22 protein-coding genes and 1 riboswitch are annotated in these 26,786 nt (G+C 52.3%); of the genes, 16 read left to right on the forward strand and 6 right to left on the reverse strand.

Annotated elements, in window-relative coordinates; translation table 11 throughout:
- Positions 1–33 precede the first annotated feature (33 nt).
- The 9 genes from tuf (at position 34) to rpoC (ending at position 13,548) form a co-directional block, all read left to right on the forward strand.
- Positions 34–1,218: an elongation factor Tu gene (gene tuf / locus B880_RS0124265; RefSeq protein WP_017350061.1), complete on the forward strand. Its 1,185-nt coding sequence runs from the start codon at positions 34–36 to the stop codon at positions 1,216–1,218.
- A gap of 227 nt (positions 1,219–1,445) precedes the next feature.
- Positions 1,446–1,829 (forward strand): preprotein translocase subunit SecE, encoded by a 384-nt coding sequence (gene secE / locus B880_RS0124270; protein WP_017350062.1) that lies wholly within the window; start codon positions 1,446–1,448, stop codon positions 1,827–1,829.
- Position 1,830: 1 nt separating this feature from the next.
- Positions 1,831–2,376 (forward strand): transcription termination/antitermination protein NusG, encoded by a 546-nt coding sequence (nusG, locus tag B880_RS0124275; protein WP_007886300.1) that lies wholly within the window; start codon positions 1,831–1,833, stop codon positions 2,374–2,376.
- 148 nt (positions 2,377–2,524) lie between these two features.
- Complete coding sequence (rplK, locus tag B880_RS0124280) at positions 2,525–2,953, forward strand: 50S ribosomal protein L11 (RefSeq protein WP_008108393.1); 429 nt, start codon at positions 2,525–2,527, stop codon at positions 2,951–2,953.
- Positions 2,954–2,956: 3 nt separating this feature from the next.
- Entirely contained in the window at positions 2,957–3,661 is a 705-nt protein-coding gene (gene rplA, locus B880_RS0124285) for a 50S ribosomal protein L1 (RefSeq protein ID WP_017350063.1), read from the forward strand.
- 304 nt (positions 3,662–3,965) lie between these two features.
- The gene (rplJ, locus tag B880_RS0124290; protein ID WP_017350064.1) at positions 3,966–4,463 is read left to right on the forward strand and encodes a 50S ribosomal protein L10; all 498 of its coding nucleotides are present in this window, start codon (positions 3,966–3,968) and stop codon (positions 4,461–4,463) included.
- 66 nt (positions 4,464–4,529) lie between these two features.
- On the forward strand, positions 4,530–4,892 hold the full coding sequence (rplL, locus tag B880_RS0124295) for a 50S ribosomal protein L7/L12 (RefSeq protein ID WP_026042891.1): 363 nt from the start codon (positions 4,530–4,532) through the stop codon (positions 4,890–4,892).
- Between the two features lie 328 nt (positions 4,893–5,220).
- Positions 5,221–9,249, forward strand: a complete 4,029-nt coding sequence (rpoB, locus tag B880_RS0124300) for a DNA-directed RNA polymerase subunit beta (RefSeq protein ID WP_017350066.1) — start codon at positions 5,221–5,223, stop codon at positions 9,247–9,249.
- A gap of 78 nt (positions 9,250–9,327) precedes the next feature.
- Positions 9,328–13,548 carry a DNA-directed RNA polymerase subunit beta' gene (gene rpoC / locus B880_RS0124305; RefSeq protein WP_017350067.1) on the forward strand — a complete coding sequence of 1,407 codons (4,221 nt, stop codon included), beginning with the start codon at positions 9,328–9,330 and terminating at the stop codon, positions 13,546–13,548.
- A 57-nt stretch (positions 13,549–13,605) separates the two neighbouring features.
- Here the strand turns inward: rpoC and B880_RS0124310 are convergent, their stop codons facing one another.
- The gene (locus tag B880_RS0124310) at positions 13,606–13,794 is read right to left on the reverse strand and encodes a DUF1127 domain-containing protein (protein ID WP_017350068.1); all 189 of its coding nucleotides are present in this window, start codon (positions 13,792–13,794) and stop codon (positions 13,606–13,608) included.
- Between the two features lie 176 nt (positions 13,795–13,970).
- On the opposite strand from B880_RS0124310, the gene B880_RS0124315 reads away from it, so the two are divergent.
- Entirely contained in the window at positions 13,971–15,395 is a 1,425-nt protein-coding gene (locus B880_RS0124315; RefSeq protein WP_017350069.1) for an aminotransferase-like domain-containing protein, read from the forward strand.
- A gap of 161 nt (positions 15,396–15,556) precedes the next feature.
- Here the strand turns inward: B880_RS0124315 and thiE are convergent, their stop codons facing one another.
- The 3 genes from thiE to B880_RS0124330 form a co-directional block, all read right to left on the reverse strand.
- Positions 15,557–16,207, reverse strand: a complete 651-nt coding sequence (gene thiE, locus B880_RS0124320) for a thiamine phosphate synthase (RefSeq protein WP_017350070.1) — start codon at positions 16,205–16,207, stop codon at positions 15,557–15,559.
- A gap of 2 nt (positions 16,208–16,209) precedes the next feature.
- On the reverse strand, positions 16,210–18,132 hold the full coding sequence (thiC, locus tag B880_RS0124325; protein WP_017350071.1) for a phosphomethylpyrimidine synthase ThiC: 1,923 nt from the start codon (positions 18,130–18,132) through the stop codon (positions 16,210–16,212).
- A gap of 87 nt (positions 18,133–18,219) precedes the next feature.
- Positions 18,220–18,320: riboswitch (TPP riboswitch) on the reverse strand.
- Positions 18,321–18,423: 103 nt separating this feature from the next.
- Positions 18,424–18,930: an Rsd/AlgQ family anti-sigma factor gene (locus tag B880_RS0124330; RefSeq protein WP_026042892.1), complete on the reverse strand. Its 507-nt coding sequence runs from the start codon at positions 18,928–18,930 to the stop codon at positions 18,424–18,426.
- Between the two features lie 155 nt (positions 18,931–19,085).
- Between B880_RS0124330 and nudC the strand changes: the two genes are divergently transcribed.
- The 6 genes from nudC (at position 19,086) to B880_RS0124360 (ending at position 23,485) form a co-directional block, all read left to right on the forward strand.
- Positions 19,086–19,859 (forward strand): NAD(+) diphosphatase, encoded by a 774-nt coding sequence (gene nudC / locus B880_RS0124335; protein ID WP_017350073.1) that lies wholly within the window; start codon positions 19,086–19,088, stop codon positions 19,857–19,859.
- A gap of 40 nt (positions 19,860–19,899) precedes the next feature.
- Entirely contained in the window at positions 19,900–20,967 is a 1,068-nt protein-coding gene (gene hemE, locus B880_RS0124340; protein ID WP_017350074.1) for a uroporphyrinogen decarboxylase, read from the forward strand.
- Positions 20,968–20,969: 2 nt separating this feature from the next.
- Positions 20,970–21,638 carry a deoxyribonuclease V gene (gene nfi, locus B880_RS0124345; protein WP_017350075.1) on the forward strand — a complete coding sequence of 223 codons (669 nt, stop codon included), beginning with the start codon at positions 20,970–20,972 and terminating at the stop codon, positions 21,636–21,638.
- A 51-nt stretch (positions 21,639–21,689) separates the two neighbouring features.
- A complete protein-coding gene (locus B880_RS0124350) occupies positions 21,690–22,280 on the forward strand; it encodes a YjaG family protein (RefSeq protein ID WP_017350076.1) in 591 nt (196 codons plus the stop codon).
- A gap of 188 nt (positions 22,281–22,468) precedes the next feature.
- The gene (gene hupA / locus B880_RS0124355) at positions 22,469–22,741 is read left to right on the forward strand and encodes a nucleoid-associated protein HU-alpha (protein WP_006121511.1); all 273 of its coding nucleotides are present in this window, start codon (positions 22,469–22,471) and stop codon (positions 22,739–22,741) included.
- A gap of 66 nt (positions 22,742–22,807) precedes the next feature.
- Entirely contained in the window at positions 22,808–23,485 is a 678-nt protein-coding gene (locus B880_RS0124360; protein WP_026042893.1) for a DUF1481 domain-containing protein, read from the forward strand.
- A 51-nt stretch (positions 23,486–23,536) separates the two neighbouring features.
- Here the strand turns inward: B880_RS0124360 and purD are convergent, their stop codons facing one another.
- Complete coding sequence (gene purD / locus B880_RS0124365) at positions 23,537–24,817, reverse strand: phosphoribosylamine--glycine ligase (protein ID WP_017350078.1); 1,281 nt, start codon at positions 24,815–24,817, stop codon at positions 23,537–23,539.
- Positions 24,818–24,836: 19 nt separating this feature from the next.
- Positions 24,837–26,426, reverse strand: coding sequence for a bifunctional phosphoribosylaminoimidazolecarboxamide formyltransferase/IMP cyclohydrolase (purH, locus tag B880_RS0124370; protein WP_017350079.1), 1,590 nt, complete (start codon positions 26,424–26,426; stop codon positions 24,837–24,839).
- Between the last annotated feature and the right edge of the window lie 360 nt (positions 26,427–26,786).

Below are 26,786 nucleotides of genomic sequence, written 5' to 3' on the forward strand. Positions count from 1 at the left end.
ATTCGTGAAGGCATAACGTAAGGAATTATCGCCATGGCGAAAGAGCAATTTCAACGTACTAAACTGCACGTAAACGTTGGCACCATCGGTCACGTTGACCACGGTAAAACCACTCTGACTGCAGCTATCACCACTGTTCTGGCTAAAACCTACGGTGGCCAGGCTAAGAAATTCGACCAGATCGATAGCACCCCAGAAGAAAAAGCTCGTGGTATCACCATCAACACCGCACACGTTGAATATGAAACCCCAGCTCGTCACTACGCACACGTTGACTGCCCAGGCCACGCCGACTATGTGAAAAACATGATCACCGGTGCTGCGCAGATGGACGGCGCGATCCTGGTTGTTGCTGCAACTGATGGCCCAATGCCACAGACTCGTGAGCACATCCTGCTGGGTCGTCAGGTTGGCGTTCCTTACATCATCGTGTTCCTGAACAAGTGCGACATGGTTGATGATGAAGAGCTGCTGGAGCTGGTTGAGATGGAAGTACGTGACCTGCTGTCACAGTACGAATTCCCAGGCGACGACACGCCAATCGTTCACGGTTCAGCGCTGAAAGCACTGGAAGGTGACGCAGAGTGGGAAGCTAAAATCATCGAGCTGGCTGGCCACCTGGATTCTTACATCCCAGACCCAGTACGTGCAATCGACCTGCCGTTCCTGCTGCCAATCGAAGACGTATTCTCAATCTCAGGCCGTGGTACTGTTGTAACCGGTCGTGTTGAGCGCGGTATCGTTAAAGTAGGCGACGAAGTTGAAATCGTTGGTATCAAGGACACTGCTAAGTCTACTTGTACCGGTGTTGAAATGTTCCGTAAACTGCTGGACCAGGGTCAGGCAGGCGAGAACTGTGGTGTTCTGCTGCGTGGTATCAAGCGTGAAGACATCCAGCGTGGCCAGGTTCTGGCTAAGCCGGGTTCAATCAAGCCACACACCAAGTTCGAGTCAGAAGTTTACGTTCTGTCTAAAGACGAAGGCGGCCGTCATACTCCGTTCTTCAAAGGCTATCGTCCACAGTTCTACTTCCGTACAACTGACGTAACTGGTTCAGTAGAACTGCCAGAAGGCGTTGAGATGGTAATGCCAGGCGACAACATCAAAATGGTTGTTACCTTGATCCACCCAATCGCGATGGACCAGGGTCTGCGCTTCGCAATCCGCGAAGGCGGCCGTACCGTTGGTGCAGGTGTTGTTGCTTCAGTTATCGCTTAATTACGATAACATTTGACGCAATGCACATGGAAAGGGCATCATTTGATGCCCTTTTTGCACGCTGTCGCATAGAACCTGGCTCATCAGTGATTTTAGGTCATAATCATTGCTGAGACAGGCTCTGGTTTACGGCGTCGGATACCGAGTTATGCCCAAAAGCTCATTCGGTTTGGATGCCTCGCCATGCGGGGCAAAATAGTTTCTGAATTATTGTGGCAGGTTGGTTTATGAGTGCGAATACCGAAGCTCAAGGAAGCGGACGCGGCCTGGAAGCAGTCAAATGGCTGGTTGTTGCAGTACTGCTGGTTGTCGCCATTGTAGGCAATTATTACTTCCGTGACATGATGTTAGCGCTGCGCGCGCTGATTGTTGTGGTGATTATTGCGGCGGCAGGTGGCATCGCATTGCTGACGACGAAAGGCAAAGCAACAGTGGCATTTGCGCGTGAAGCAAGAACCGAAATGCGCAAGGTCATCTGGCCGAATCGCCAGGAAACTCTGCATACCACGTTAATCGTTGCCGCGGTTACCGCCGTGATGTCACTGATTTTGTGGGGGCTGGATGGTATTCTGGTCCGTCTGGTATCGTTTATTACTGGCCTGAGGTTCTGAGATGTCTGAAGCTCCAAAAAAACGCTGGTACGTCGTGCAGGCGTTTTCCGGTTTTGAAGCTCGCGTAGCAAAGTCGCTGCACGAGCATATCAAGCTGCACAACATGGAAGAACTGTTTGGTGAAGTCATGGTTCCAACCGAAGAAGTGGTTGAAATCCGTGGTGGCCAGCGTCGTAAAAGCGAACGCAAGTTCTTCCCAGGCTATGTATTAGTCCAGATGGTGATGAACGACGCTAGCTGGCACCTGGTGCGTAGCGTTCCACGCGTGATGGGCTTCATCGGTGGTACTTCCGATCGTCCTGCTCCAATCAGCGATAAAGAAGTCGATGCGATCATGAACCGCCTGCAGCAGGTTGGTGATAAGCCGCGTCCGAAAACACTGTTTGAGCCGGGCGAAATGGTACGCGTCAGCGATGGTCCGTTTGCCGACTTTAACGGCGTTGTGGAAGAAGTTGACTACGAGAAAAGCCGCCTGAAGGTATCTGTTTCTATCTTTGGTCGTGCAACACCAGTCGAACTCGACTTTGCTCAGGTGGAGAAAGGTTAATCCTTTTGTTCACTTTTTAGCTCTTGCGGAAGGCGCGAAATTTACCTATAATTTCGCGCCTTTTGTTTTTATGCGCTGGTAACAGCGTGTGAATGATTATCACGGGGAGCCTGGTTATCAGGCGCTATAACCCATTTGAGGAAATATCATGGCTAAGAAAGTACAAGCCTACGTTAAGCTGCAGGTTGCAGCTGGTATGGCAAACCCAAGTCCACCGGTTGGTCCAGCTCTGGGTCAGCAGGGTGTTAACATCATGGAATTCTGTAAAGCGTTCAACGCCAAAACAGAATCTCTGGAAAAAGGCCTGCCTACTCCAGTTGTTATCACTGTATACAGCGACCGTTCTTTCACCTTCGTTACCAAAACGCCTCCGGCTGCCGTACTGCTGAAAAAAGCAGCGGGCATCAAGTCTGGTTCTGGTAAGCCGAACAAAGACAAAGTCGGTAAAGTAACTCGTGCTCAGGTACGTGAAATCGCAGAAACCAAAGCTGCGGACATGACTGGTTCTGACGTAGAAGCGATGACTCGCTCTATCGAAGGTACTGCACGTTCCATGGGCCTGGTAGTAGAGGATTAAGAAATGGCTAAGCTGACCAAGCGCATGAGCGTAATCCGTGACAAAGTTGATGCGACCAAGCAGTACGACATCACCGAAGCTATTGCTCTGCTGAAAGAACTGGCAACTGCTAAGTTCGTTGAAAGCGTTGACGTTGCTGTTAACCTCGGCATCGACGCACGTAAATCAGATCAGAACGTTCGTGGTGCGACCGTTCTGCCACACGGTACTGGTCGTTCAGTACGTGTAGCTGTATTTACCCAAGGCGCAAACGCAGAAGCTGCTAAAGCAGCTGGCGCTGAGCTGGTAGGTATGGAAGATCTGGCTGACCAGATCAAAAAAGGCGAAATGAACTTTGACGTTGTTATCGCATCTCCAGATGCAATGCGCGTTGTTGGCCAGTTGGGCCAGGTTCTGGGTCCACGTGGCCTGATGCCAAACCCGAAAGTTGGTACTGTAACTCCTAACGTTGCTGAAGCAGTGAAAAACGCTAAAGCAGGTCAGGTTCGTTATCGTAACGACAAAAACGGTATCATCCACACTACCATCGGTAAAGTGGACTTCGATGCTGACAAACTGAAAGAAAACCTGGAATCTCTGCTGGTTGCGCTGAAAAAAGCTAAACCTTCACAGGCTAAAGGCGTGTACATCAAGAAAGTTAGCATCTCTACCACCATGGGCGCCGGCGTTGCCGTTGACCAGGCTGGTCTGAGCGCAGCAGCAAACTAATTGCTGCTTGAAATGGGTGAAAAATTCATCTAGAATTTTCGCCCATTGTTCTGCTTAGGCAGAAACGCTTAAAGAATTTAGGTTGGAGCCAGGCCATATCCTGGCCTCCGTCCAAGACCGCAGGAGCTGAGTGCTTTCGGGCACAACGCTTAATCCCCTGCGTAGACGGTGACAGAACCAAAAAGAATATTTTCTTAGCTGGATTCTGCTCACCGTGTTTCAGCGCTTATCCCGTTTCGGCGGGATTAAGTGAAGTGAGTTCGGAGAAATCCTTCTCCGGTCAAAAATCCAGGAGCAAAAGCTAATGGCATTAAATCTTCAAGACAAACAAGCGATTGTTGCTGAAGTCAGCGAAGTAGCCAAAGGCGCGCTTTCAGCGGTTGTTGCGGATTCCCGTGGCGTTACCGTTGATAAAATGACCGAACTGCGTAAAGCAGGTCGTGAAGCTGGCGTTTACATGCGTGTTGTTCGTAACACCCTGCTGCGCCGCGTCGTTGAAGGAACTCAGTTTGAGATCCTGAAAGACACGTTTGTTGGTCCGACCCTGATTGCATACTCTATGGAACACCCGGGCGCTGCTGCTCGTCTGTTCAAAGAGTTCGCGAAAGCGAATGCAAAATTCGAGGTCAAAGCTGCAGCCTTTGAAGGTGAGCTGATCACGGCGGCCAATATTGACCGTCTGGCAACTCTGCCGACTTACGAAGAAGCACTGGCACGTCTGATGTCGACCATGAAAGAAGCCGCTGCCGGCAAACTGGTCCGCACTCTGGCTGCTGTTCGCGATGCAAAAGAAGCGGCTTAAGGCCAAATTCTTTTCCTTCGTACTTGCTAACGTATAAATTTTCACTGATTCTTAGGAACTATTGTAATGTCTATCACTAAAGATCAAATTCTGGAAGCAGTAGCAGCTATGTCCGTAATGGAAGTAGTTGAGCTGGTTTCTGCTATGGAAGAAAAATTCGGTGTTTCTGCTGCTGCTGCTGTAGCTGTTGCTGCAGGCCCGGCTGAAGCTGCTGAAGAAAAAACTGAGTTCGACGTTGTGCTGAAAGCAGCTGGCGCGAACAAAGTAGCAGTAATCAAAGCAGTTCGTACTGCAACTGGTCTGGGCTTGAAAGAAGCTAAAGACCTGGTTGAAGCTACCGGTGTTATCAAAGAAGGCATCAGCAAAGATGACGCAGCTGCTCTGGAAGCACTGCTGAAAGAAGCTGGCGCTGAAGTTGAAGTTAAGTAAGACAACCTTAGGGTTGCAGCCTGAGTAACATCGGGCTGAGGCTGGTGACTTTTTGGTCACCAGCCTTTTTGCGCTACAGGGGAACGATGGCGTTTCGCACTGTTTGTCCATTGTTTCTCCTCAATATTTTTTTCTATCGACGCCTTAATATATCGCTGTCCTGCTAAGGTTCCCTGCCTGCGCAACGGTGATGAAATGATTTAAGAGTGATAGAAAGACGTATTGCATGGGGTGCACCGCATCGCATGAAAAACAAAATAGTGTTGCATGAACTGTCCTTTTCAGGACGGACAGCGTGGTTCGACATGTCAGCTAGCTGAGGAACCCTATGGTTTACTCCTATACCGAGAAAAAACGTATTCGTAAGGATTTTGGTAAACGTCCACAAGTTCTGGACATACCTTATCTCCTTTCTATCCAGCTTGACTCGTTCCAGAAGTTTATCGAGCAAGATCCAGAAGGCCAGTACGGTCTGGAAGCAGCCTTCCGTTCCGTATTCCCGATCTCAAGCTACAGCGGCAGCTCAGAGCTGCAGTATGTCAGCTACCGTTTGGGTGAGCCTGTCTTTGACGTGACAGAATGTCAGATCCGTGGCGTGACCTACTCGGCACCGCTGCGCGTGAAACTGCGTCTGGTGATCTATGAGCGCGAAGCGCCAGAAGGCACCGTTAAAGACATTAAAGAACAAGAAGTCTACATGGGTGAAATTCCACTCATGACCGACAACGGTACCTTTGTAATCAATGGTACTGAGCGTGTTATCGTTTCTCAGCTGCACCGTAGTCCTGGCGTGTTCTTTGATAGCGATAAGGGTAAAACGCACTCTTCCGGTAAAGTGCTGTATAACGCACGCATCATCCCTTACCGTGGTTCATGGCTCGACTTCGAGTTCGATCCAAAAGACAACCTGTTCGTCCGTATTGACCGTCGCCGTAAGCTGCCGGCCAGTATCATCCTGCGTGCGCTGAACTACACCACTGAACAAATCCTCGATCTGTTCTTTGATAAAGTCGTGTATGAAATCCGCGACAACAAGCTGCAGATGGAACTGGTGCCTGAGCGCCTGCGTGGTGAAACCGCGAGCTTCGATATCGAAGCCAACGGCAACGTCTACGTTGAGAAAGGTCGTCGTATTACCGCACGCCACATTCGCCAGCTGGAAAAAGATGGAATCCAGCATATCGAAGTGCCGGTTGAATATATCGCCGGCAAAGTGGTGTCCAAAGATTACATCGATGAAAACACCGGTGAGCTGATTGTTCCTGCGAACATGGAGCTGTCACTGGATGTGCTGGCTAAACTGAGCCAGTCTGGCCACAAGCGCATCGAAACGCTGTTCACCAACGATTTGGATCACGGCCCATACATTTCAGAGACCCTGCGTGTTGACCCAACCAACGATCGCCTGAGCGCGCTGGTTGAGATCTACCGTATGATGCGCCCTGGTGAGCCACCAACGCGTGAAGCAGCAGAAAACCTGTTCGAGAACCTGTTCTTCTCAGAAGATCGTTACGATCTCTCTGCGGTTGGTCGTATGAAGTTCAACCGTTCACTGCTGCGTGATGAAATCGAAGGTTCAGGTATCCTGAGCAAAGATGACATCATCCAGGTGATGAAGAAACTGATCGGCATTCGTAACGGTATTGGCGAAGTCGATGATATCGACCACCTCGGCAACCGTCGTATCCGTTCAGTCGGTGAGATGGCTGAGAACCAGTTCCGTGTTGGCCTGGTACGTGTTGAGCGTGCAGTTAAAGAGCGTCTGTCTCTGGGCGACCTCGATACGCTGATGCCACAGGACATGATCAACGCTAAGCCAATTTCGGCGGCGGTGAAAGAGTTCTTCGGTTCTAGCCAGCTGTCACAGTTTATGGACCAGAACAACCCGTTGTCTGAGATCACGCACAAGCGTCGTATCTCTGCTCTGGGCCCAGGCGGTCTGACCCGTGAACGCGCAGGCTTCGAAGTGCGAGACGTACACCCAACCCACTACGGTCGTGTATGTCCAATCGAAACGCCTGAAGGTCCGAACATCGGTCTGATCAACTCCCTTTCTGTTTACGCGCAGACTAACGAATACGGCTTCCTCGAGACTCCGTATCGTCGCGTTGTTGACGGCAAAGTGGGTGACGAAATTCATTACCTCTCTGCAATTGAAGAGGGTAACTACGTTATCGCTCAGGCGAACACCAACCTTGCTGAAGATGGTAGCTTTGTTGACGATCTCGTCACCTGCCGTAGCAAAGGTGAGTCAAGCCTGTTCAGCCGCGACCAGGTTGACTACATGGACGTTTCGACCCAACAGGTCGTTTCTGTCGGTGCGTCCCTGATCCCGTTCCTGGAACACGATGATGCTAACCGCGCCTTGATGGGTGCGAACATGCAACGTCAGGCAGTACCAACTCTGCGCGCTGATAAGCCGCTGGTAGGTACTGGTATGGAACGTGCAGTAGCGGTTGACTCCGGTGTTACTGCTGTAGCGAAACGTGGCGGTACCGTTCAGTACGTTGATGCTTCTCGTATCGTTATCAAAGTTAACGAAGATGAGATGTATCCGGGCGAAGCGGGTATCGACATCTATAACCTGACCAAATACACCCGTTCTAACCAGAACACCTGTATCAACCAGATGCCTTGCGTATCTCTGGGTGAGCCAGTTGAACGTGGTGATGTGCTGGCTGATGGCCCGTCTACCGACCTCGGTGAACTGGCGTTGGGTCAGAACATGCGCGTGGCATTCATGCCATGGAACGGTTACAACTTCGAAGACTCCATCCTCGTATCCGAGCGTGTAGTTCAGGAAGATCGTTTCACCACTATCCACATCCAGGAACTGGCATGTGTGTCTCGTGACACCAAGCTGGGGCCAGAAGAGATCACTGCAGATATCCCGAACGTAGGTGAAGCTGCACTCTCCAAACTGGATGAATCCGGTATCGTGTATATCGGTGCGGAAGTGACCGGTGGCGACATTCTGGTTGGTAAGGTAACACCAAAAGGTGAAACCCAACTGACGCCAGAAGAGAAGCTGCTGCGTGCGATCTTCGGTGAGAAAGCGTCTGACGTTAAAGACTCTTCTCTGCGCGTTCCAAATGGTGTTTCCGGTACGGTTATCGACGTACAGGTCTTCACCCGTGATGGCGTAGAAAAAGACAAGCGCGCGCTGGAAATCGAAGAGATGCAGCTGAAGCAGGCTAAGAAAGACCTGTCTGAAGAACTGCAGATCCTCGAAGCGGGCCTGTTCAGCCGTATTAAGTCAGCACTGATCTCTGGTGGCGTAGAAGCGGACAAGCTGGATAAGCTGCCACGCGAGCGCTGGCTGGAGCTGGGTCTGACCGACGAAGAGAAGCAAAACCAGTTGGAGCAGCTGGCCGAGCAGTACGACGAACTGAAGCACGAGTTTGAGAAAAAACTCGACGCTAAGCGTCGTAAGATCACCCAAGGCGACGACCTGGCACCTGGCGTGCTGAAGATCGTTAAAGTGTATCTGGCCGTTAAACGTCAGATCCAGCCTGGTGACAAGATGGCAGGTCGTCACGGTAACAAAGGTGTTATCTCTAAGATCAACCCGATCGAAGATATGCCTTACGATGAGAACGGTACGCCGGTCGACATCGTACTGAACCCGCTGGGCGTACCGTCACGTATGAACATCGGTCAGATTCTGGAAACCCACCTGGGGATGGCAGCTAAAGGCATCGGCGAGAAGATCAATGCGATGCTGAAGAAGCAGGAAGAAGTTGCCAAACTGCGTGAGTTCATCCAGCGTGCTTACGATCTGGGCACTGATGTGCGTCAGAAAGTGGATCTGAACACCTTCACTGACGATGAAGTTCTGCGTCTGGCTGAGAACCTGAAAAAAGGTATGCCAATCGCAACGCCAGTGTTTGATGGTGCGAAAGAGAGCGAGATCAAAGAGCTGCTGCAGCTCGGCGGCTTGCCTTCTTCTGGTCAGATCACTCTGTTCGACGGCCGTACCGGTGAGCAGTTCGAGCGTCAGGTAACCGTAGGTTACATGTACATGCTGAAACTGAACCACCTGGTTGACGACAAGATGCACGCACGTTCTACCGGCTCTTACAGCCTCGTTACTCAGCAGCCGCTGGGTGGTAAGGCGCAGTTCGGTGGTCAGCGCTTCGGTGAGATGGAAGTGTGGGCACTGGAAGCATACGGTGCTGCGTATACCCTGCAGGAAATGCTGACTGTTAAGTCTGATGACGTGAATGGCCGTACGAAGATGTATAAAAACATCGTCGATGGCAACCATCAGATGGAACCAGGCATGCCGGAATCCTTCAACGTACTGTTGAAAGAGATTCGCTCGCTGGGTATCAACATCGAGCTGGAAGACGAGTAAGTACTCGCAAGTACTGGTTACGGGACGCGCACTTAAGGTGTGCGTCCCTGAGAGTTCCACTCCGACGGGAGCTAATCCGTGAAAGACTTACTTAAGTTTCTGAAAGCGCAAACTAAGACCGAAGAGTTTGATGCGATCAAAATTGCTCTGGCCTCGCCAGACATGATCCGTTCATGGTCTTTTGGTGAAGTTAAAAAGCCAGAAACCATTAACTACCGTACCTTCAAACCGGAGCGTGACGGTCTGTTCTGCGCCCGTATTTTTGGGCCGGTAAAAGATTACGAATGCCTGTGCGGTAAGTACAAGCGTTTGAAACATCGCGGTGTGATCTGTGAGAAGTGTGGCGTTGAAGTTACACAGACCAAGGTTCGTCGTGAGCGCATGGGCCATATCGAGTTGGCTTCCCCAACTGCGCATATCTGGTTCCTGAAATCACTGCCATCTCGTATCGGCTTGCTGTTAGATATGCCGCTGCGTGATATCGAGCGCGTACTGTACTTCGAATCTTATGTTGTGATCGAAGGCGGTATGACCAACCTGGAAAAACGTCAGATTCTGACCGAAGAGCAGTACCTTGACGCGCTGGAAGAGTTCGGTGACGAATTCGACGCGAAGATGGGTGCAGAAGCTATCCAGGCGCTGCTGAAAAATATGGATCTGGAGCAAGAGTGCGAACAGCTGCGTGAAGAGCTGAACGAAACCAACTCCGAGACCAAACGTAAAAAGCTGACCAAGCGTATCAAGCTGCTGGAAGCGTTCGTTCAGTCTGGTAACAAGCCAGAGTGGATGATCCTGACCGTTCTGCCGGTTCTGCCGCCAGATCTGCGTCCGCTGGTACCGCTGGATGGTGGTCGTTTCGCAACGTCGGATCTGAACGATCTGTACCGTCGCGTTATCAACCGTAACAACCGTCTGAAGCGTCTGCTGGATCTGGCTGCGCCAGATATCATCGTACGTAACGAAAAGCGTATGCTGCAGGAAGCGGTAGATGCCTTGCTGGATAACGGCCGTCGCGGTCGTGCCATCACTGGCTCTAACAAACGTCCTCTGAAATCTTTGGCCGACATGATCAAAGGTAAGCAGGGTCGTTTCCGTCAGAACCTGTTGGGTAAACGTGTTGACTACTCTGGCCGTTCTGTAATCACCGTAGGTCCATACCTGCGTCTGCATCAGTGTGGTCTGCCGAAGAAAATGGCACTGGAGCTGTTCAAACCGTTCATCTACGGCAAGCTGGAACTGCGTGGCCTCGCGACCACCATCAAAGCTGCTAAGAAAATGGTTGAGCGTGAAGAAGCTGTCGTTTGGGATATCCTGGACGAAGTGATCCGCGAACACCCAGTACTGCTAAACCGTGCACCAACCCTGCACCGTTTGGGTATTCAGGCATTCGAACCTGTTCTGATCGAAGGTAAAGCGATCCAGCTGCACCCGCTGGTTTGTGCGGCATATAACGCCGACTTCGATGGTGACCAGATGGCAGTTCACGTACCGCTGACGCTGGAAGCTCAGTTGGAAGCGCGTGCGCTGATGATGTCTACCAACAACATCCTGTCACCAGCGAACGGCGAGCCAATCATCGTTCCTTCTCAGGACGTTGTACTGGGTCTGTACTACATGACCCGTGACAAAGTAAATGCGCGCGGCGAAGGCATGGTACTGACCGGCCCGAAAGAAGCTGAGCGTGTGTATCGCGCTGGCCTGGCCGAGCTGCATGCACGCGTTAAAGTGCGTATTACTGAATACAGCAAAAATGAACAAGATGAGTTCGTTGCGAAAACCAGCATTATCGACACCACCATTGGTCGTGCGATTCTGTGGATGATCGTACCGAAAGGTCTGCCTTACTCTATCGTCAACCAGGCGTTAGGTAAGAAAGCAATCTCCAAGATGCTGAACACCTGTTACCGCATCCTGGGCCTGAAGCCGACCGTTATCTTTGCTGACCAGACCATGTACACCGGTTTTGCTTACGCAGCCCGTTCAGGTGCCTCTGTAGGTATCGACGACATGGTTATCCCGGCTAAGAAAGCGGAAATCATCAACGAAGCGGAAGCTGAAGTTGCTGAGATTCAGGAACAGTTCCAGTCTGGTCTGGTAACTGCTGGCGAACGTTACAACAAAGTCATCGATATCTGGGCCGCAGCGAACGAACGCGTTTCCAAAGCGATGATGGACAACCTGCAAACTGAAACTGTGATCAACCGTCACGGTGAAGAAGAGCAGCAGGTGTCGTTCAACAGCATCTACATGATGGCCGACTCCGGTGCGCGTGGTTCTGCAGCTCAGATTCGTCAGCTGGCAGGTATGCGTGGTCTGATGGCTAAGCCAGATGGCTCAATCATCGAAACGCCAATCACCGCGAACTTCCGCGAAGGTCTGAACGTACTCCAGTACTTCATCTCGACGCACGGTGCGCGTAAAGGTCTTGCGGATACCGCACTGAAAACCGCTAACTCCGGTTATCTGACGCGTCGTCTGGTAGACGTTGCGCAGGACCTGGTGGTTACCGAAGACGACTGTGGCACATTCGAAGGCATCATGATGACTCCGGTCATCGAAGGTGGCGACGTTAAAGAGCCACTGCGTGAGCGTGTACTGGGTCGTGTAACGGCTGAAGACGTGCTGAAGCCAGGTACTGCTGACATCCTGATCCCGCGTAACACGCTGATCGATGAGCACTGGTGTGATGTTGTCGAAGTGAACTCTGTTGATGCGATTAAAGTACGTTCTGTTGTAGGTTGTGAAACCGACTTCGGCGTATGTGCACACTGCTACGGTCGCGACCTGGCACGTGGTCACATCATCAACAAAGGTGAGGCCATCGGCGTTATCGCAGCACAGTCCATCGGTGAGCCGGGTACACAGCTGACGATGCGTACGTTCCACATCGGTGGTGCGGCATCTCGTGCGGCTGCTGAATCCAGCATTCAGGTGAAGAACAAAGGTACTATCAAGCTGACCAACGCGAAGTCTGTAACCAACTCCTCCGGGAAACTGGTTATCGTCTCTCGTAACGTTGAGCTGAAAATGATCGACGAATTCGGTCGTACCAAAGAGAGCTATAAAGTTCCTTACGGTGCAGTGATGGCTAAAGGTGATGGCGAGCAGGTTGCAGCGGGCGAAACCGTAGCAAACTGGGATCCACACACCATGCCAGTTATCACCGAAGTGGGCGGTTTCATTCGCTTCACTGACATGATCGACGGTCAGACCATTACCCGTCAGACTGATGACCTTACCGGTCTGTCATCTCTGGTGGTACTGGACTCTGCAGAACGTACTGCAGGTGCTAAAGATCTGCGTCCTGCGCTGAAAATTGTTGATGCTAACGGGAACGATGTTCTGATCCCAGGTACCGACATGCCAGCACAGTACTTCCTGCCGGGCAAAGCGATTGTTCAGCTGGAAGATGGCGTTAAGATCAGTGCTGGTGACACCTTGTCACGTGTTCCGCAGGAATCTGGCGGTACCAAGGACATCACCGGTGGTCTGCCACGCGTTGCTGACCTGTTCGAAGCGCGTCGTCCGAAAGAGCCAGCAATCCTGGCGGAGATCAGCGGTATTATCTCCTTCGGTAAAGAGACCAAAGGCAAGCGTCGTCTGGTAATCACCCCAGTTGATGGTAGCGATCCGTACGAAGAGATGATTCCGAAATGGCGTCAGCTGAACGTATTCGAAGGTGAACGTGTAGAACGTGGTGACGTTGTTTCTGACGGCCCAGAGTCTCCACACGACATCCTGCGTTTGCGTGGCGTCCATGCTGTGACCCGTTACATCACTAACGAAGTGCAGGAAGTTTACCGTCTGCAAGGCGTTAAGATTAACGATAAACACATCGAAGTCATCGTGCGTCAGATGCTGCGTAAAGCAACCATCGCGAGCGCAGGCAGCACCGACTTCCTGGAAGGTGAGCAGGCTGAATACTCCCGCATCAAGATCGCGAACCGCGACCTCGAAGCGAACGGCAAAGTTGGCGCAACGTTTATGCGCGATCTGCTGGGTATCACCAAAGCGTCACTGGCAACCGAGTCGTTCATCTCTGCTGCATCGTTCCAGGAGACCACTCGTGTCCTGACCGAAGCTGCAGTAGCAGGTAAGCGCGATGAACTGCGCGGCCTGAAAGAGAACGTAATCGTAGGTCGTCTGATTCCAGCCGGTACTGGTTATGCTTACCACCAGGATCGTATGCGTCGCCGCTCTGCGGGCGAAGCACCGGTTGCACCGCAGGTAACTGCGGATGAAGCCTCTGCAAGCCTGGCTGAGTTGCTGAACGCTGGTCTTGGCGGCAACGACGATTAATCGTCAGCCGTACTAATAAAAAACCCTGCCTCGGCAGGGTTTTTTTATGGCTGCGATTCAGCGCCAGCGTTCAACATCACTGCGTGACATACCAATATCTTTCAGCTGCTGATCGTTGAGCTGTGACAAAATAGCGGCAGTTTCTCGGCGAGCACGCCATTGCGTAAATGCCGTTAGCAGCGCGCGAATCACTGTTAGTAACGTAACCGAAGATGGCTTACCAGAGCGGTTTTGATCAAATTCCATGGCGATAACCTCAATGTTTTACCCGGACTCCAGTGTGCGTCTGTGACGGAAAAGGATACAGATACAAAAATCAGCTTTTACAACCAGTACAGAGCGGTGATAAAACAGTCTGAATGGTGATTTTTGTTGCCATCTGTACTGGTTGAACCCAGGAGTACGGCTTACGAGGGCATGCAATGACACGTTATCAACATCTGGCTGCGCTGCTGGCGCAACGTATAGAGCAGGGGCTTTATCGGAGCGGCGAGCGTTTGCCTTCTATTCGCAGCCTGAGCGAGGAGCACGGCGTCAGCATCAGCACAGTCCAGCAGGCCTATTACCTGTTAGAAGAGAAACAGCTCATCCACTCACAACCGCGCTCGGGTTATTTTGTTGCCAGCCGCAAAGCCGTGCCCCCGGTTCCTGCGCTTTCAAAACCGGTACAGCGCCCCGTCGAAATTTCACAATGGGATGAAGTGCTGGATTTACTCAGCGGGCGGATGGAAACCGACATGCTGCTATTAGGAAATGGTTCGCCAGACCTGACCCAGCCAACACTAAAACCACTCTGGAAGATCCTGAGCCGACAGGCGCAGAAGCAGGATCCACGCATACTGGCTTATGACAGCATTGTCGGGTGCCTGCCGTTGCGGGAGCAGGTGGCGCGTATTGCCATTGATAGCGGCTGCCAGCTGGGACCGGATGATATTGTGATTACCAACGGTTGCCACGAGGCAATCTCAGTGGCTATCCGCGCGGTGTGCGAACCAGGCGATATCATTGCCGTTGAGTCACCGTCATTTCACGGCATTATGCAGGCGCTGCGTGGTTTCGGTATCCGCGCCATCGAAATCCCCACCGATGCAGTGACGGGCATGAGTATCGAAGCACTGGAGCTGGCCTTTGATCAGTGGGCAATAAAGGCTGTGATTGTGGTACCCAACTGCAACAACCCCATGGGCTTTATCATGCCGGAAGCACGCAAACGGGCGCTGCTGGCGCTGGTGCAGCGCTTTGATGCGGCGATTATTGAAGATGACGTCTATGCCGAACTCGCGTGGGAATATCCGCGCCCCGTGAGTATTAAATCACTGGATGTCGATGGCCGGGTATTGCTGTGCAGTTCGGTATCGAAAACCCTGGCCCCCGGCTTACGCGTGGGTTGGGTCGCACCGGGTCGCTATCGCGATCGGGTCATTCACATGAAATACATCGTGACCGGATCGACCGTGACGCAAACACAATATGCCGTGGCCGAATTTATCCGTCAGGGCTATTACCAGCCCCACCTCCGTCGGATGCGGCAAATTTATCAGCGTAACTATGAAACCTTCAGCTGCTGGGTGCGGCACTATTTTCCCTGTGGTATCTGCGTATCGCGTCCGCAGGGCGGATTTTTAATGTGGATTGAGTTGCCAGAGGCATTTGATGCGGTATTACTCAACCGTGAGCTGCGAGCTTCTGGGATACAAGTGGTGGTGGGTTCTCTGTTTTCTGCTTCAGGAAAATACCGCAACTGCCTGCGGCTTAACTTCACATTCCCTCTCGATGCGCGAACTGAGCAGGCTGTTGCTTTGGTGGGGGCTGCTGTGGAGCGAGCAATCGCCTCCTGTGCTGCATAGCGAGAAAGGCAGGGCCGAAAAGGAGAAGCTATCAGCCCTGGTCAGACGCGGAGTTGCCTGACGCCAGCAACATTAAGTTGATCACCGACTATGCACTAGCTGTTGATTTACGAGGTGCGTAGTGGTTTCCAGTTAACTTGTGCGCCAGTGCAACAATTACATCACCCCTGTGCGACAGGTTCCTGATTCTCTGGTTCAGCCAGGGCCAGCAGGGTGGCCGTAGCGGCACGCCAGTCTTCCGCCTGTGTAATCGCACTCACTACCGCAATGCTTCCTACGCCTGTGGCCAGCACTTCTGGCGCACGTGCGATCGAAATACCGCCGATGGCAACGGTCGGAATATGTTGCAGCCGTGACAGGTGGCGCTTAAGTTCTACCAGGCCTTGCGGTTCCGATGGCATATCTTTGGTCTGGGTCGGGAAGATATGGCCCAGTGCAATGTAGGATGGCTGGATCGCTAGCGCGCGGTCCAGCTCGGCATCGTCATGGGTCGAAATCCCTAAACGCAGCCCCGCAGCGCGGATTGCATCCAGGTCAGCCACGTCGAGATCTTCCTGCCCCAGATGGACACCATAAGCCTGGTGGCGCACCGCGAGCTGCCAGTAGTCATTGATAAACAGCCGTGCCTGATACTGTTTGCCCAACGCGATGGCTTCCCGGATCGCCGGTTCGACATCTTCATCCTGACGATCTTTCACGCGTAGCTGGATCGTGCGCACGCCAGCTTCTAGCAGGCGGGCGATCCACTCAACGCTGTCCACAACCGGATACAGTCCCAGGACTGGTGCGGTGGAGGGAAAAGGGGCACTCATACTTATTCCTCGTTTAGGGCATCGGCTGGGTGATACAGCTCGCTGCCACGACTGCGAAACGCATCGGACATCCTTGCCATGCCAATTTCGATAGGTTTTGCCGCAGCTTCCTGCTGCGCTGCATATTCACGGACTTCCTGCGTAATCTTCATTGAGCAGAATTTGGGTCCACACATAGAGCAGAAATGTGCCACTTTGCCAGATTCTTGCGGCAGTGTTTCGTCATGATAGGCGCGGGCAGTGTGCGGGTCGAGTGCCAGATTAAACTGATCTTCCCAACGGAATTCAAAGCGTGCTTTGGACATCGCGTTATCACGAATTTGCGCGCCCGGATGGCCTTTCGCCAAATCGGCGGCGTGGGCGGCAATTTTATAGGTGATCAGCCCTTGCTTCACATCCTCTTTATTCGGTAAACCGAGATGCTCTTTAGGTGTGACGTAACACAGCATGGCACAACCAAACCAGCCGATCATGGCGGCACCAATTCCTGAGGTGAAGTGATCGTAGCCAGGGGCAATGTCAGTGGTTAACGGGCCAAGGGTATAGAATGGCGCCTCATGACAGTGCTCAAGTTGTTCCGTCATATTGCGGCGGATCATCTGCATCGGTACATGTCCCGGCCCCTCGATCATCACCTGAACATCATACTCCCAGGCAATTTTCGTCAGCTCTCCGAGCGTATGCAGCTCGGCAAACTGTGCTTCATCGTTAGCATCCTGAATGGAGCCTGGACGCAGCCCATCACCCAGTGATAACGAGACATCATAAGCCGCGCAGATTTCACAAATTTCGCGGAAATGCTGATAGAGGAAACTCTCTTTATGATGCGAAAGGCACCACTTCGCCATAATTGAGCCGCCACGAGAAACAATACCAGTCAGACGTTTGGCGGTCATTGGCACATAGCGCAGCAGAACTCCTGCATGAATAGTAAAGTAATCGACGCCCTGTTCCGCCTGTTCCAGCAGAGTATCGCGGAACACTTCCCAGTTGAGATCTTCCGCTACGCCGTTGACCTTTTCCAGGGCCTGATAAATCGGCACTGTACCAATGGGGACGGGGCTGTTACGCAAGATCCACTCACGGGTTTCATGGATGTAGCGCCCGGTTGAAAGGTCCATCACGGTATCCGCGCCCCAACGGGTTGACCACACCAGCTTTTCTACCTCTTCTTCAATCGAAGACGTGACGGCAGAGTTTCCGATGTTAGCGTTGACCTTAACCAGGAAGTTGCGACCAATAATCATGGGCTCAGATTCGGGATGGTTAATGTTGGCGGGGATAATGGCACGTCCGGCGGCGACTTCCTCACGCACGAACTCAGCGGTGATATTCTCGGGGAGATGCGCACCGAAGCTGTGACCTGGATGTTGTTGTAGCAACACTTCACCACGAATTCGTTCGCGGCCCATATTTTCACGCAGCGCAATATATTCCATTTCCGGCGTGACGATGCCGAGGCGAGCGTAATGAAGCTGTGTCACGCAACGTCCTGCTTTTGCCCGGCGAGGCTGGGGCAGATGCTCAAAACGCAAATGGTCTAATCCATCATCGGCTAAACGTTGTTGCGTGTAGACCGAGCTGATCTGCTCCAGGGTTTCACTGTCATCACGCTGTGCTATCCAGCGTGCGCGTAGCTTATGCAGCCCGCGATGGACATCAATCTGCGCATCAGGATCGCCATAAGGCCCAGCGGTGTCATACACCGGCACTGCCTCGTTATCTTCGAACTGAGGCTCACTTTTACTGCCGCCGACCAGTGTCGGGCTGAGCTGAATCTCACGCATAGGCACGCGAATATCAGGCTGGCTGCCAGTGATCCAGATGCGTTTAGAGCTGGGGAATGCCGATCCGCCTTTGAGTGAGTCGATAAATTCTTGCGCCTGGGCGCGTTGTTCACGGCGGTTTGTTTTCGATACAGACATAGCAATTTCCATCTAAAAGGGAAGTTTGCTTGTCCGGAGTCCGGAAGGAGTAATAGCAACAGCAGGCGATAAAATGCCGCTGCACTGATGAATTTTACTCTTGTTCCCTTCGCAGGTATTAGCCTGATCAGGTTCCGCGGATCCCGAATTAACGGTCTCAGCCCCGGGGGGCACTCCGACAAGATAAAACGCTCAGGCCTTAGCGCTGAACGACTTCGCGTTGATACTGCAAAGCCCCTTCAGCATAAAAGGCCTTTTTAATAATAACAAGCATTTTACATTTGCTGTTTTTTAAGCTGGGCGTGCCATATCGTTTGCATTGGCAACCGGGGCACTTGCCAGCTGATTATCCCAGGCCAGCTGCACGAGCTTATCTTCCAGCGTAAAGCGGGCTTCCAGTACTTCTCCCACTTCTGAAAGTGCCTGCTGAAAAGTCATGCAGTTATCATCAGTAATCGACTGCTGCAGATGACCGTCATACAGCTGCATCAAATGTTCGGTGTTGCGTTCCAACTGAGGATAAATTTGCGCAGCAGCAATCAATGGGCTGTCGCCTTGCATCTCACTGATGATGCGCTCATAAACACTGAAGTGGCCCGCGGAGAGGTAGTCCACCAGTCCGTGACAGAAGCTATCCAGCGCTTGTTCATCCAGCGCTGTTAAAGACTCTTTATTGGGTTTAATTCCGACAAGATGATAGTACGACACCAGTAACTGGCGGCGGGCTTCCAGCCACGCATCGACCAGTTCGTTGCTGCCACCTACGCGATCGGTCAGATCATTTAACTGGTTAAGCATCAGAGGCTCCGGATTGTTTACTTTCCCGATCATTGCAGAGTGCTGGCGCCGCGCTATCTGCTTGCCTGCAACCCAAAATAATTAGGGTATAGTGATTTACACACTAACATCAGGACTTCAGCGTCAACATACGACGCATAAGGATGACGATTTATATGCAACGTGAGATCTCAAGCGTAGACGCTGGATGGTGGGTTGTCAGCCAGGAAAACAAACTTTGGCTGCCGCAAGGAGAGCTGCCGCAGGGGCCTGCAAGTGCATTCAATTTAGTGGGAAGCCTTGGCATGCCTATTGGCGAGTGGCAAGGCGAAACGGTATGGCTGGTGTGTGAATCCCGCCCCGACAATATGGCTTCAGCACGTCAGTTGATCAATGAAGATGTGAAGCTGTTTCAGTTGGCGGGCCGCGGGGTACAGCTGGCGGAGTTTTATCGTTCGCATCGCTGGTGTGGCTACTGCGGCCATGAAATGCATCATAGTAAGCGTGAGTTTGCCTGCCTGTGTAGTCACTGCCGTGAACGCTATTACCCACAGATCGCACCTTGTGTGATTGTGGCTATCCGGCGTGGAGATGAAATCCTGTTAGCCAATCACACTAACCATCGTAACAATGTTTATACCGTGCTGGCGGGCTTTGTCGAGGTGGGTGAGACGCTGGAACAAGCGGTGGCGCGCGAAGTGATGGAAGAGAGCAATGTGCAGGTAAAAAACGTGCGCTATGTGACCTCTCAGCCCTGGCCGTTCCCTCAATCACTGATGACGGCGTTTATGGCTGAATATGCCGGCGGCGATCTCAAAATTGATGGTAAAGAGCTACAGGATGCGGGCTGGTATCGCTTTGACCAACTGCCTCAGCTACCTCCGCCAGGCACGGTTGCTCGCCGATTGATTGAAGATACTGTCGCCATCTGCCGCGCCGAGAGTTCATGAAAATGCTACACTGCGCGTCTGAGACAGAGAGAGCCCAAAAATGAGTGAACTGAAGAACGATCGTTATCTGCGTGCCCTGTTACGTCAGCCGGTGGACACCACCCCAGTATGGATGATGCGACAAGCAGGCCGCTATTTACCGGAATACAAAGCCACCCGCGCTGAAGCCGGTGATTTTATGTCGCTGTGCAAAAATGCTGAACTGGCCTGTGAGGTGACGCTGCAACCGCTGCGCCGCTTCCCACTGGATGCGGCAATCCTCTTCAGTGATATTCTCACCGTACCCGATGCCATGGGTCTGGGCCTCTATTTTGAAACGGGTGAAGGCCCACGCTTTGAGCGCCCAATTACTTGCCGCGCCGATGTTGACCGCCTCCCGGTCCCCGATCCTGAGCAGGAACTGGGCTATGTGATGAATGCTGTGCGCACGATCCGCCGTAATCTGAAAGGCGAAGTGCCACTGATTGGTTTCTCCGGTAGCCCGTGGACTTTGGCCACTTATATGGTTGAAGGCGGCAGCAGCAAAGCATTCACGAAAATCAAAAAGATGATGTTTGCTGAGCCCGCAACGCTGCATGCGCTGCTGGATAAACTGGCTGACAGCGTCATTCTGTACCTCAATGCCCAGATCCGTGCTGGCGCGCAGTCAGTCATGATTTTTGATACCTGGGGCGGCGTGCTGTCAGGCCGTGATTACCGCGAATTCTCGCTGTACTACATGCATAAAATCGTCGACAGCTTGCTGCATGAAAATGACGGTCGCCGTGTACCTGTTACGTTGTTCACTAAAGGTGGCGGACAGTGGCTGGAAGCGATGGCGGATACCGGCTGTGATGCATTAGGCCTGGACTGGACAACGGATATGGCCGATGCTCGCCGTCGCGTAGGCCACCGTGTGGCGCTGCAAGGCAACATGGACCCTTCAATGTTGTATGCTCCACCGGCACGTATCGAAGAAGAGGTTGCCACTATTCTTGCAGGCTTCGGCAGCGGGGAAGGGCATGTGTTCAACCTCGGACACGGCATTCATCTTGATGTGCCGCCGGAAAATGCCGGTGTGTTCATTGAGGCAGTGCATCGTTTGTCTAAGCCTTATCATCAGGCATAAACGTGGATATCGCTGCCTTGCGAGCTGAGCAGATGCGTTGCGCTGCTCAGGTAGTACGGGAAGATGACTTTGACGTGCTGCCTCCACGCTGGATCGGTGGGGCTGATGTCGGTTTTGAGCAGGGCGGCGAAATTACACGTGCAGCGTTGGTTATTTTAGAATATCCCTCGCTGCGGCTGGTTGAGTATCAGGTGGCACGTATTGCCACCACCCTGCCATACATCCCTGGCTTTCTTTCCTTCCGTGAATATCCCGCATTATTAGCCGCATGGTCTCAGCTACAGCAGAAGCCCGACCTCCTTTTTGTGGATGGTCATGGCATTGCGCATCCACGGCGGCTCGGTGTTGCAGCGCATTTTGGCTTGATGGTGGATGTGCCCACCATTGGTGTTGCTAAAAAGCGGCTATGTGGCCGCTGCGATGAGCTGGAATCAACAGTCGGGGCTTGTGTTCCACTGCATGATAAAGGCGAACAGATAGGCTGGGTGTGGCGCAGCAAAGCCCGCTGCAACCCTTTGTTTATCTCGACGGGGCATCGGGTCAGCCAAAATAGTGCGCTTTACTGGACACAAAATGTCACCCAAGGTTATCGTCTTCCGGAACCTACCCGCTGGGCAGATGCTGTCGCCTCGCAACGTCCTGCATTTCAACGCTGGCAACACGCGCTTTAACGCAGGCTTTGCGGTACACTGCCGCCAGAGAAATAGTGAAGAGCATTCGCCATGTTACAAAACCCTGTTCATTTACGCCTTGCAAAGCTGGAAAGCTGGCAACATATGACTTTTATGGCTTGCCTGTGCGAGCGCATGTTCCCTAATTACTGGGCTTTTTGTCAGCAAACGAAATTCGCTGACCCGGCACTTTATCGCCGCATCCTCGATTTAATCTGGGAATCGCTGACGGTCAAAGATGCCAAAATTAATTTTGATAGCCAGCTTGAGAAGCTGGAGTCAGCCATCCCTGATGGTGATGATTTTGATGTGTACGGTGTCTACCCAGCCATTGATGCTTGTGTCGCATTGAGTGAATTAGTTCATGCGCAGCTCAGCGGTGAAACCCTGGAGCATGCCATTGAGGTCAGCCGGACGTCAGTTACCACTGTCGCTATCCTGGAAATGACGCAGGCTGGGCGCGAAATGAGCGATGAAGAGCTGCGGGAAAACCAGGCTGTTATCGACGAATGGGACCAGCAATGGGAGATTTTCCGCCTGCTCGCAGAGTGCGAAGAACGCGACCTGGAATTGATTAAAGGGTTACGTTCAGACCTGCGAGAAGATGGAATCAGTAACATCGGTATAAATTTCCACCAGTAAGGCGAGAAAACGTGACTTCAGGCCCGAATTACCGCGCCTGGAGGCTTCACATTGGCCCCCTGTCTGGTCTACATTTGGGGGGCTGAAAATTGTGGCTATCGGTGCGTGCAGGCTGAAGGGTGCCAGAATATGGCGTTTCACTCGCACTCGTTGCTTAGCAAGCGATAAATACACTTTAAGGATAACATATGAACAAGACTCAACTGATTGATGTGATCGCGGAAAAAGCGGACCTGTCAAAAACCCAGGCTAAAGCAGCACTGGAATCAACTCTGGCTGCGATCACTGAGTCTCTTAAAGAGGGTGATGCTGTACAACTGGTTGGTTTTGGTACTTTTAAAGTGAACCACCGCGCTGAGCGTACCGGTCGCAACCCGCAGACTGGTAAAGAGATCAAAATCGCAGCGGCTAACGTACCAGCATTCGTTTCAGGTAAAGCCCTGAAAGACGCTGTTAAATAAGCCACCCGCTGGGTTAGGTTATTTATGGGGGCGGTTTTCGCCCCTTTTGTATTTTAAGGGGCTGCTATGCTAACTCGAGCAACTCAGCGCTATTTTCCCCTGCTTTTCTCCTTGTTACTCACGGCTTGTAGTTCTCACCAGAAAATACCCCCCTTTACCGCTAGCGGATATTTAGCCGATCGTGGAACCGTGCGTATCTGGCGCCTGAACGATGGCGACCAAAGTATTCATTTGCGCGCCGTCTATACACCGTTTACCGGTGATAGTCGTGAAGTGACCGATTATAGCTGGCACGACAATCAACTCGTCAGCTTACGCAAAACGCTAAATGGCAAACAGCCTGACGACGTGACTCTCCGTTTTGATCATGCTGGCGCCCTGAGCTTTATGCAGCGTCAGCTTGCTGGGCGGCGCGAAGCGGTGAGTCCGGAAAGTGTCGAGCTCTATAAGTTTGATGCCGATCGCCTGTTAAAAGCGAGCAACGCGTTGCTAAACGGTCAGGTATGGTTAAAACAAGGGCACTGGCTCGGTGATGGGCAAGTCCGGAGCTGTGAAGGTCAAATCATTAGCCCGGCATTCACGGACAGCGATCGCCGTTACGTGTTGCAGCAGCAGGCTCGGTTGCAAACCCCCTTGATGGTCGCATGGCTGGAAGCGCCTCAAGGCGTACAATTAGTTTGGTATAGCGCTCAGGATGAGTGTAGCTGGCAACCGACGGCAGAAGATCTTGCGAAGAATGAATGATGTCAGGGCAGAAGAGAGAAACTGGCCCAGCGATTGCCGGGCCAAGTGATATTACTTGCGGTTAATTGCGCGATAGCCAATATCACGACGGCAGAAGCTGCCCTGCCATGAAATGTTCTGCGCCAGAGCGTAGGCATTTTTCTGCGCTGCAGCGACATCTTCGCCGAGAGCAGTTACGCACAACACGCGACCACCGCTGGTCACCACGTTGTTATCCTGCATTTTGGTGCCGGCATGGAATACCTTACCCTCCGCGGATTCACCTTCAGGCAGACCATTGATGACGTCACCCGTCGAGTAATCACCAGGATAACCACCCGCAGCAAGTACGACTCCCAGTGAAGGACGTGGATCCCACTGCGAATCTTTTTGATCCAGCGTACCATCACAGCCCGCCAGGCATAATTCGACCAGATCGGATTGCAGACGCAGCATGATTGGCTGAGTTTCTGGATCTCCGAAGCGGCAGTTAAACTCAATCACCTTAGGCTGGCCTGACTTATCGATCATCAGACCGGCATACAGGAAACCAGTGTAGGTATTACCTTCCGCTTTCATGCCGTTAACCGTTGGCCAGATGATCTGATCCATCACGCGCTGATGGATCTCATCGGTAACCACCGGAGCTGGTGAGTAAGCACCCATACCGCCAGTATTTGGACCGGTATCGCCATCACCTACGCGTTTATGGTCTTGGCTGGTCGCCATTGGCAGCACATTGTCGCCATCGACCATAACAATAAAGCTGGCTTCTTCGCCATCGAGGAACTCTTCGATAACAATACGGTGGCCTGCGTCACCAAACGCATTCCCTGCCAGCATGTCCTGCACGGCATCTTCAGCTTCTTGTAGCGTCATGGCAACGATCACGCCTTTACCAGCCGCAAGACCATCCGCTTTAATGACAATCGGTGCGCCTTTCTCGCGCAGGTAAGCCAGCGCAGGTTCGACTTCGGTAAAATTCTGGTATTCCGCCGTTGGGATCTGCTGGCGTGCCAGGAAATCTTTGGTAAAAGCTTTGGAGCCTTCCAGCTGGGCTGCTGCCTGAGTTGGGCCAAAAATTTTCAGACCCGCAGCGCGGAAGGTATCAACCACACCAATCACCAGCGGCGCTTCCGGGCCAACGATTGTCAGATCGATATTTTCGCGCTGGGCGAAAGCTAACAGGGCAGGAACATCGGTCGCGCTGATCGCAACGTTTTCCAGCGCCGGTTCCAGTGCTGTACCCGCATTACCTGGTGCAACAAAGACTTTCTCGGCCAGTGGCGACTGTGCTGCTTTCCATGCCAGCGCGTGCTCACGTCCACCATTACCAATGACTAAAATTTTCATCTTAAGTGGCTCCAGAGGATTAATGGCGGAAATGGCGCATGTCGGTGAAGATCATGGCAATACCGTGTTCATTTGCAGCCGCGATCACTTCTTCATCACGAATAGAACCACCTGGCTGAATAACGCAGGTCACGCCAACCGCTGCCGCAGCATCAATACCATCACGGAACGGGAAGAAAGCATCTGAAGCCATTGCTGAGCCTTTCACTTCCAGACCTTCATCACCGGCTTTAATACCTGCAATTTTAGCGGAGTAAACGCGGCTCATCTGGCCTGCACCTATACCGATGGTCATGTTGTCACGGGCATAGACGATGGCGTTGGACTTCACGAATTTAGCCACTTTCCAGCAGAACAGCGCATCACGCAGTTCCTGCTCGGTTGGCTGGCGCTGGCTTACTACGCGCAGTTGGCTGGCATCAACCATGCCCAAATCGCGGTCCTGTACTAACAAGCCGCCATTTACACGTTTGAAATCCAGACCGCTGATGCGGTTCTGCCATTTGCCACAAATCAGTACGCGCACGTTCTGTTTGCTTGCAGTGACTTTCAGTGCAGCTTCACTCGCGGAAGGGGCAATGATCACCTCAACAAACTGGCGGCTAACGATGGCCTGAGCAGTGGCTTCGTCCAGTTCTTCATTAAAAGCAATGATGCCGCCGAAAGCAGACGTTGGATCGGTTTTGTAAGCACGCTCGTAAGCTTCCAGAATAGAATCGCCAACGGCTACGCCACAAGGGTTGGCATGCTTAACGATAACGCAAGCTGGCTGGGTGAACTCTTTCACGCACTCAAGCGCGGCATCGGTATCTGCGATGTTGTTGTAAGAGAGTGCTTTACCCTGCACTTGCTGTGCAGTAGCCACTGAAGCTTCAGCAACATTCTCTTCTATATAGAAGGCAGCATCCTGATGGCTGTTTTCACCGTAACGCATATCCTGCTTCTTAATGAAGTTCAGGTTCAGCGTACGTGGGAAGCGGCCAGCAGGTTCTTTGCTTTCGCTATGGTATGCAGGTACCAGGCTACCGAAGTAGTTAGCAATCATGCTGTCATAGGCGGCGGTGTGTTCGAAGGCTTTGATCGCCAGGTCGAAACGGGTTTCCAGCGTCAACGAATTTTCGTTGGCATCCAGCTCCGCAATAATTGTCTCGTAATCGCTGCTCTTCACGACAATGGCAACGTCTTTATGGTTCTTCGCTGCTGAGCGCACCATCGTTGGGCCACCGATATCGATATTTTCTACCGCATCTTCCAGTGAGCACCCTTCACGAGCCACAGTCTGTGCAAATGGATAAAGGTTTACGACCACCATGTCGATTGGGCTGATAGCGTGCTGTGCCATGATGGCATCATCTTGACCGCGGCGGCCAAGAATACCGCCATGCACTTTAGGGTGCAGAGTCTTGACGCGTCCATCCATCATTTCCGGGAAGCCGGTGTAGTCAGAAACTTCAGTGACGGGCAGGCCGGCATCAGCCAGCAAGCGTGCAGTACCGCCAGTGGAGAGCAGCTCAACACCACGGTTAGAGAGTGCCTGAGCAAATTCGAGGATGCCTGCTTTATCTGAGACACTCAGAAGAGCACGGCGTACAGGACGACGTTGTTGCATGGTGGTTATATCCCTTGGCTTTGTTTCGCATAAATAAGAGCGTTACATCAAGCTTAGCTCTCTTCTATATAGAGAAAAGATACCTGCTTCAGGTAACGCCCCAAAAAAGGGGCATCCTTACGTCGCGGGGCATTGTAGCGAAAACGTTTGCGTGTTGCTCGTCTAAATTCATATTGCAAGACGAATGTGGATAAGTTTGTGTGTAACTACGTATAAGCACGGCTTTTGCTGTGGAATGCATCGAACGGTATTTTTTTATGAAATTAGCCCTTGTCAGCCCGGAAGAACTGCCTATAATGCGCAACCACTGAGACGGCAAAGCGGAAACGCAAACGACTCAGCAGGGAGTGAAGTGATTCA

The organism is Pantoea sp. A4 (assembly GCF_000295955.2).
Classification (GTDB): Bacteria; Pseudomonadota; Gammaproteobacteria; order Enterobacterales; family Enterobacteriaceae; genus Pantoea; species Pantoea multigeneris.

Bases quoted from the DNA above. Each gene is read 5' to 3' on its own strand.
- purD (WP_017350078.1), bottom strand. From the start codon at position 24,817: ATGAAAATTTTAGTCATTGGTAATGGTGGACGTGAGCACGCGCTGGCA.
- B880_RS0124350 (WP_017350076.1), top strand. From the start codon at position 21,690: ATGTTACAAAACCCTGTTCATTTACGCCTTGCAAAGCTGGAAAGCTGG.
- tuf (WP_017350061.1), top strand. From the start codon at position 34: ATGGCGAAAGAGCAATTTCAACGTACTAAACTGCACGTAAACGTTGGC.
- nusG (WP_007886300.1), top strand. From the start codon at position 1,831: ATGTCTGAAGCTCCAAAAAAACGCTGGTACGTCGTGCAGGCGTTTTCC.
- rpoB (WP_017350066.1), top strand. From the start codon at position 5,221: ATGGTTTACTCCTATACCGAGAAAAAACGTATTCGTAAGGATTTTGGT.
- B880_RS0124360 (WP_026042893.1), top strand. From the start codon at position 22,808: ATGCTAACTCGAGCAACTCAGCGCTATTTTCCCCTGCTTTTCTCCTTG.
- B880_RS0124330 (WP_026042892.1), bottom strand. From the start codon at position 18,930: ATGCTTAACCAGTTAAATGATCTGACCGATCGCGTAGGTGGCAGCAAC.
- rplA (WP_017350063.1), top strand. From the start codon at position 2,957: ATGGCTAAGCTGACCAAGCGCATGAGCGTAATCCGTGACAAAGTTGAT.
- rplJ (WP_017350064.1), top strand. From the start codon at position 3,966: ATGGCATTAAATCTTCAAGACAAACAAGCGATTGTTGCTGAAGTCAGC.
- purH (WP_017350079.1), bottom strand. From the start codon at position 26,426: ATGCAACAACGTCGTCCTGTACGCCGTGCTCTTCTGAGTGTCTCAGAT.
- rplL (WP_026042891.1), top strand. From the start codon at position 4,530: ATGTCTATCACTAAAGATCAAATTCTGGAAGCAGTAGCAGCTATGTCC.
- B880_RS0124310 (WP_017350068.1), bottom strand. From the start codon at position 13,794: ATGGAATTTGATCAAAACCGCTCTGGTAAGCCATCTTCGGTTACGTTA.
- rplK (WP_008108393.1), top strand. From the start codon at position 2,525: ATGGCTAAGAAAGTACAAGCCTACGTTAAGCTGCAGGTTGCAGCTGGT.
- hupA (WP_006121511.1), top strand. From the start codon at position 22,469: ATGAACAAGACTCAACTGATTGATGTGATCGCGGAAAAAGCGGACCTG.
- thiE (WP_017350070.1), bottom strand. From the start codon at position 16,207: ATGAGTGCCCCTTTTCCCTCCACCGCACCAGTCCTGGGACTGTATCCG.
- thiC (WP_017350071.1), bottom strand. From the start codon at position 18,132: ATGTCTGTATCGAAAACAAACCGCCGTGAACAACGCGCCCAGGCGCAA.
- secE (WP_017350062.1), top strand. From the start codon at position 1,446: ATGAGTGCGAATACCGAAGCTCAAGGAAGCGGACGCGGCCTGGAAGCA.
- hemE (WP_017350074.1), top strand. From the start codon at position 19,900: ATGAGTGAACTGAAGAACGATCGTTATCTGCGTGCCCTGTTACGTCAG.
- nudC (WP_017350073.1), top strand. From the start codon at position 19,086: ATGCAACGTGAGATCTCAAGCGTAGACGCTGGATGGTGGGTTGTCAGC.
- B880_RS0124315 (WP_017350069.1), top strand. From the start codon at position 13,971: ATGACACGTTATCAACATCTGGCTGCGCTGCTGGCGCAACGTATAGAG.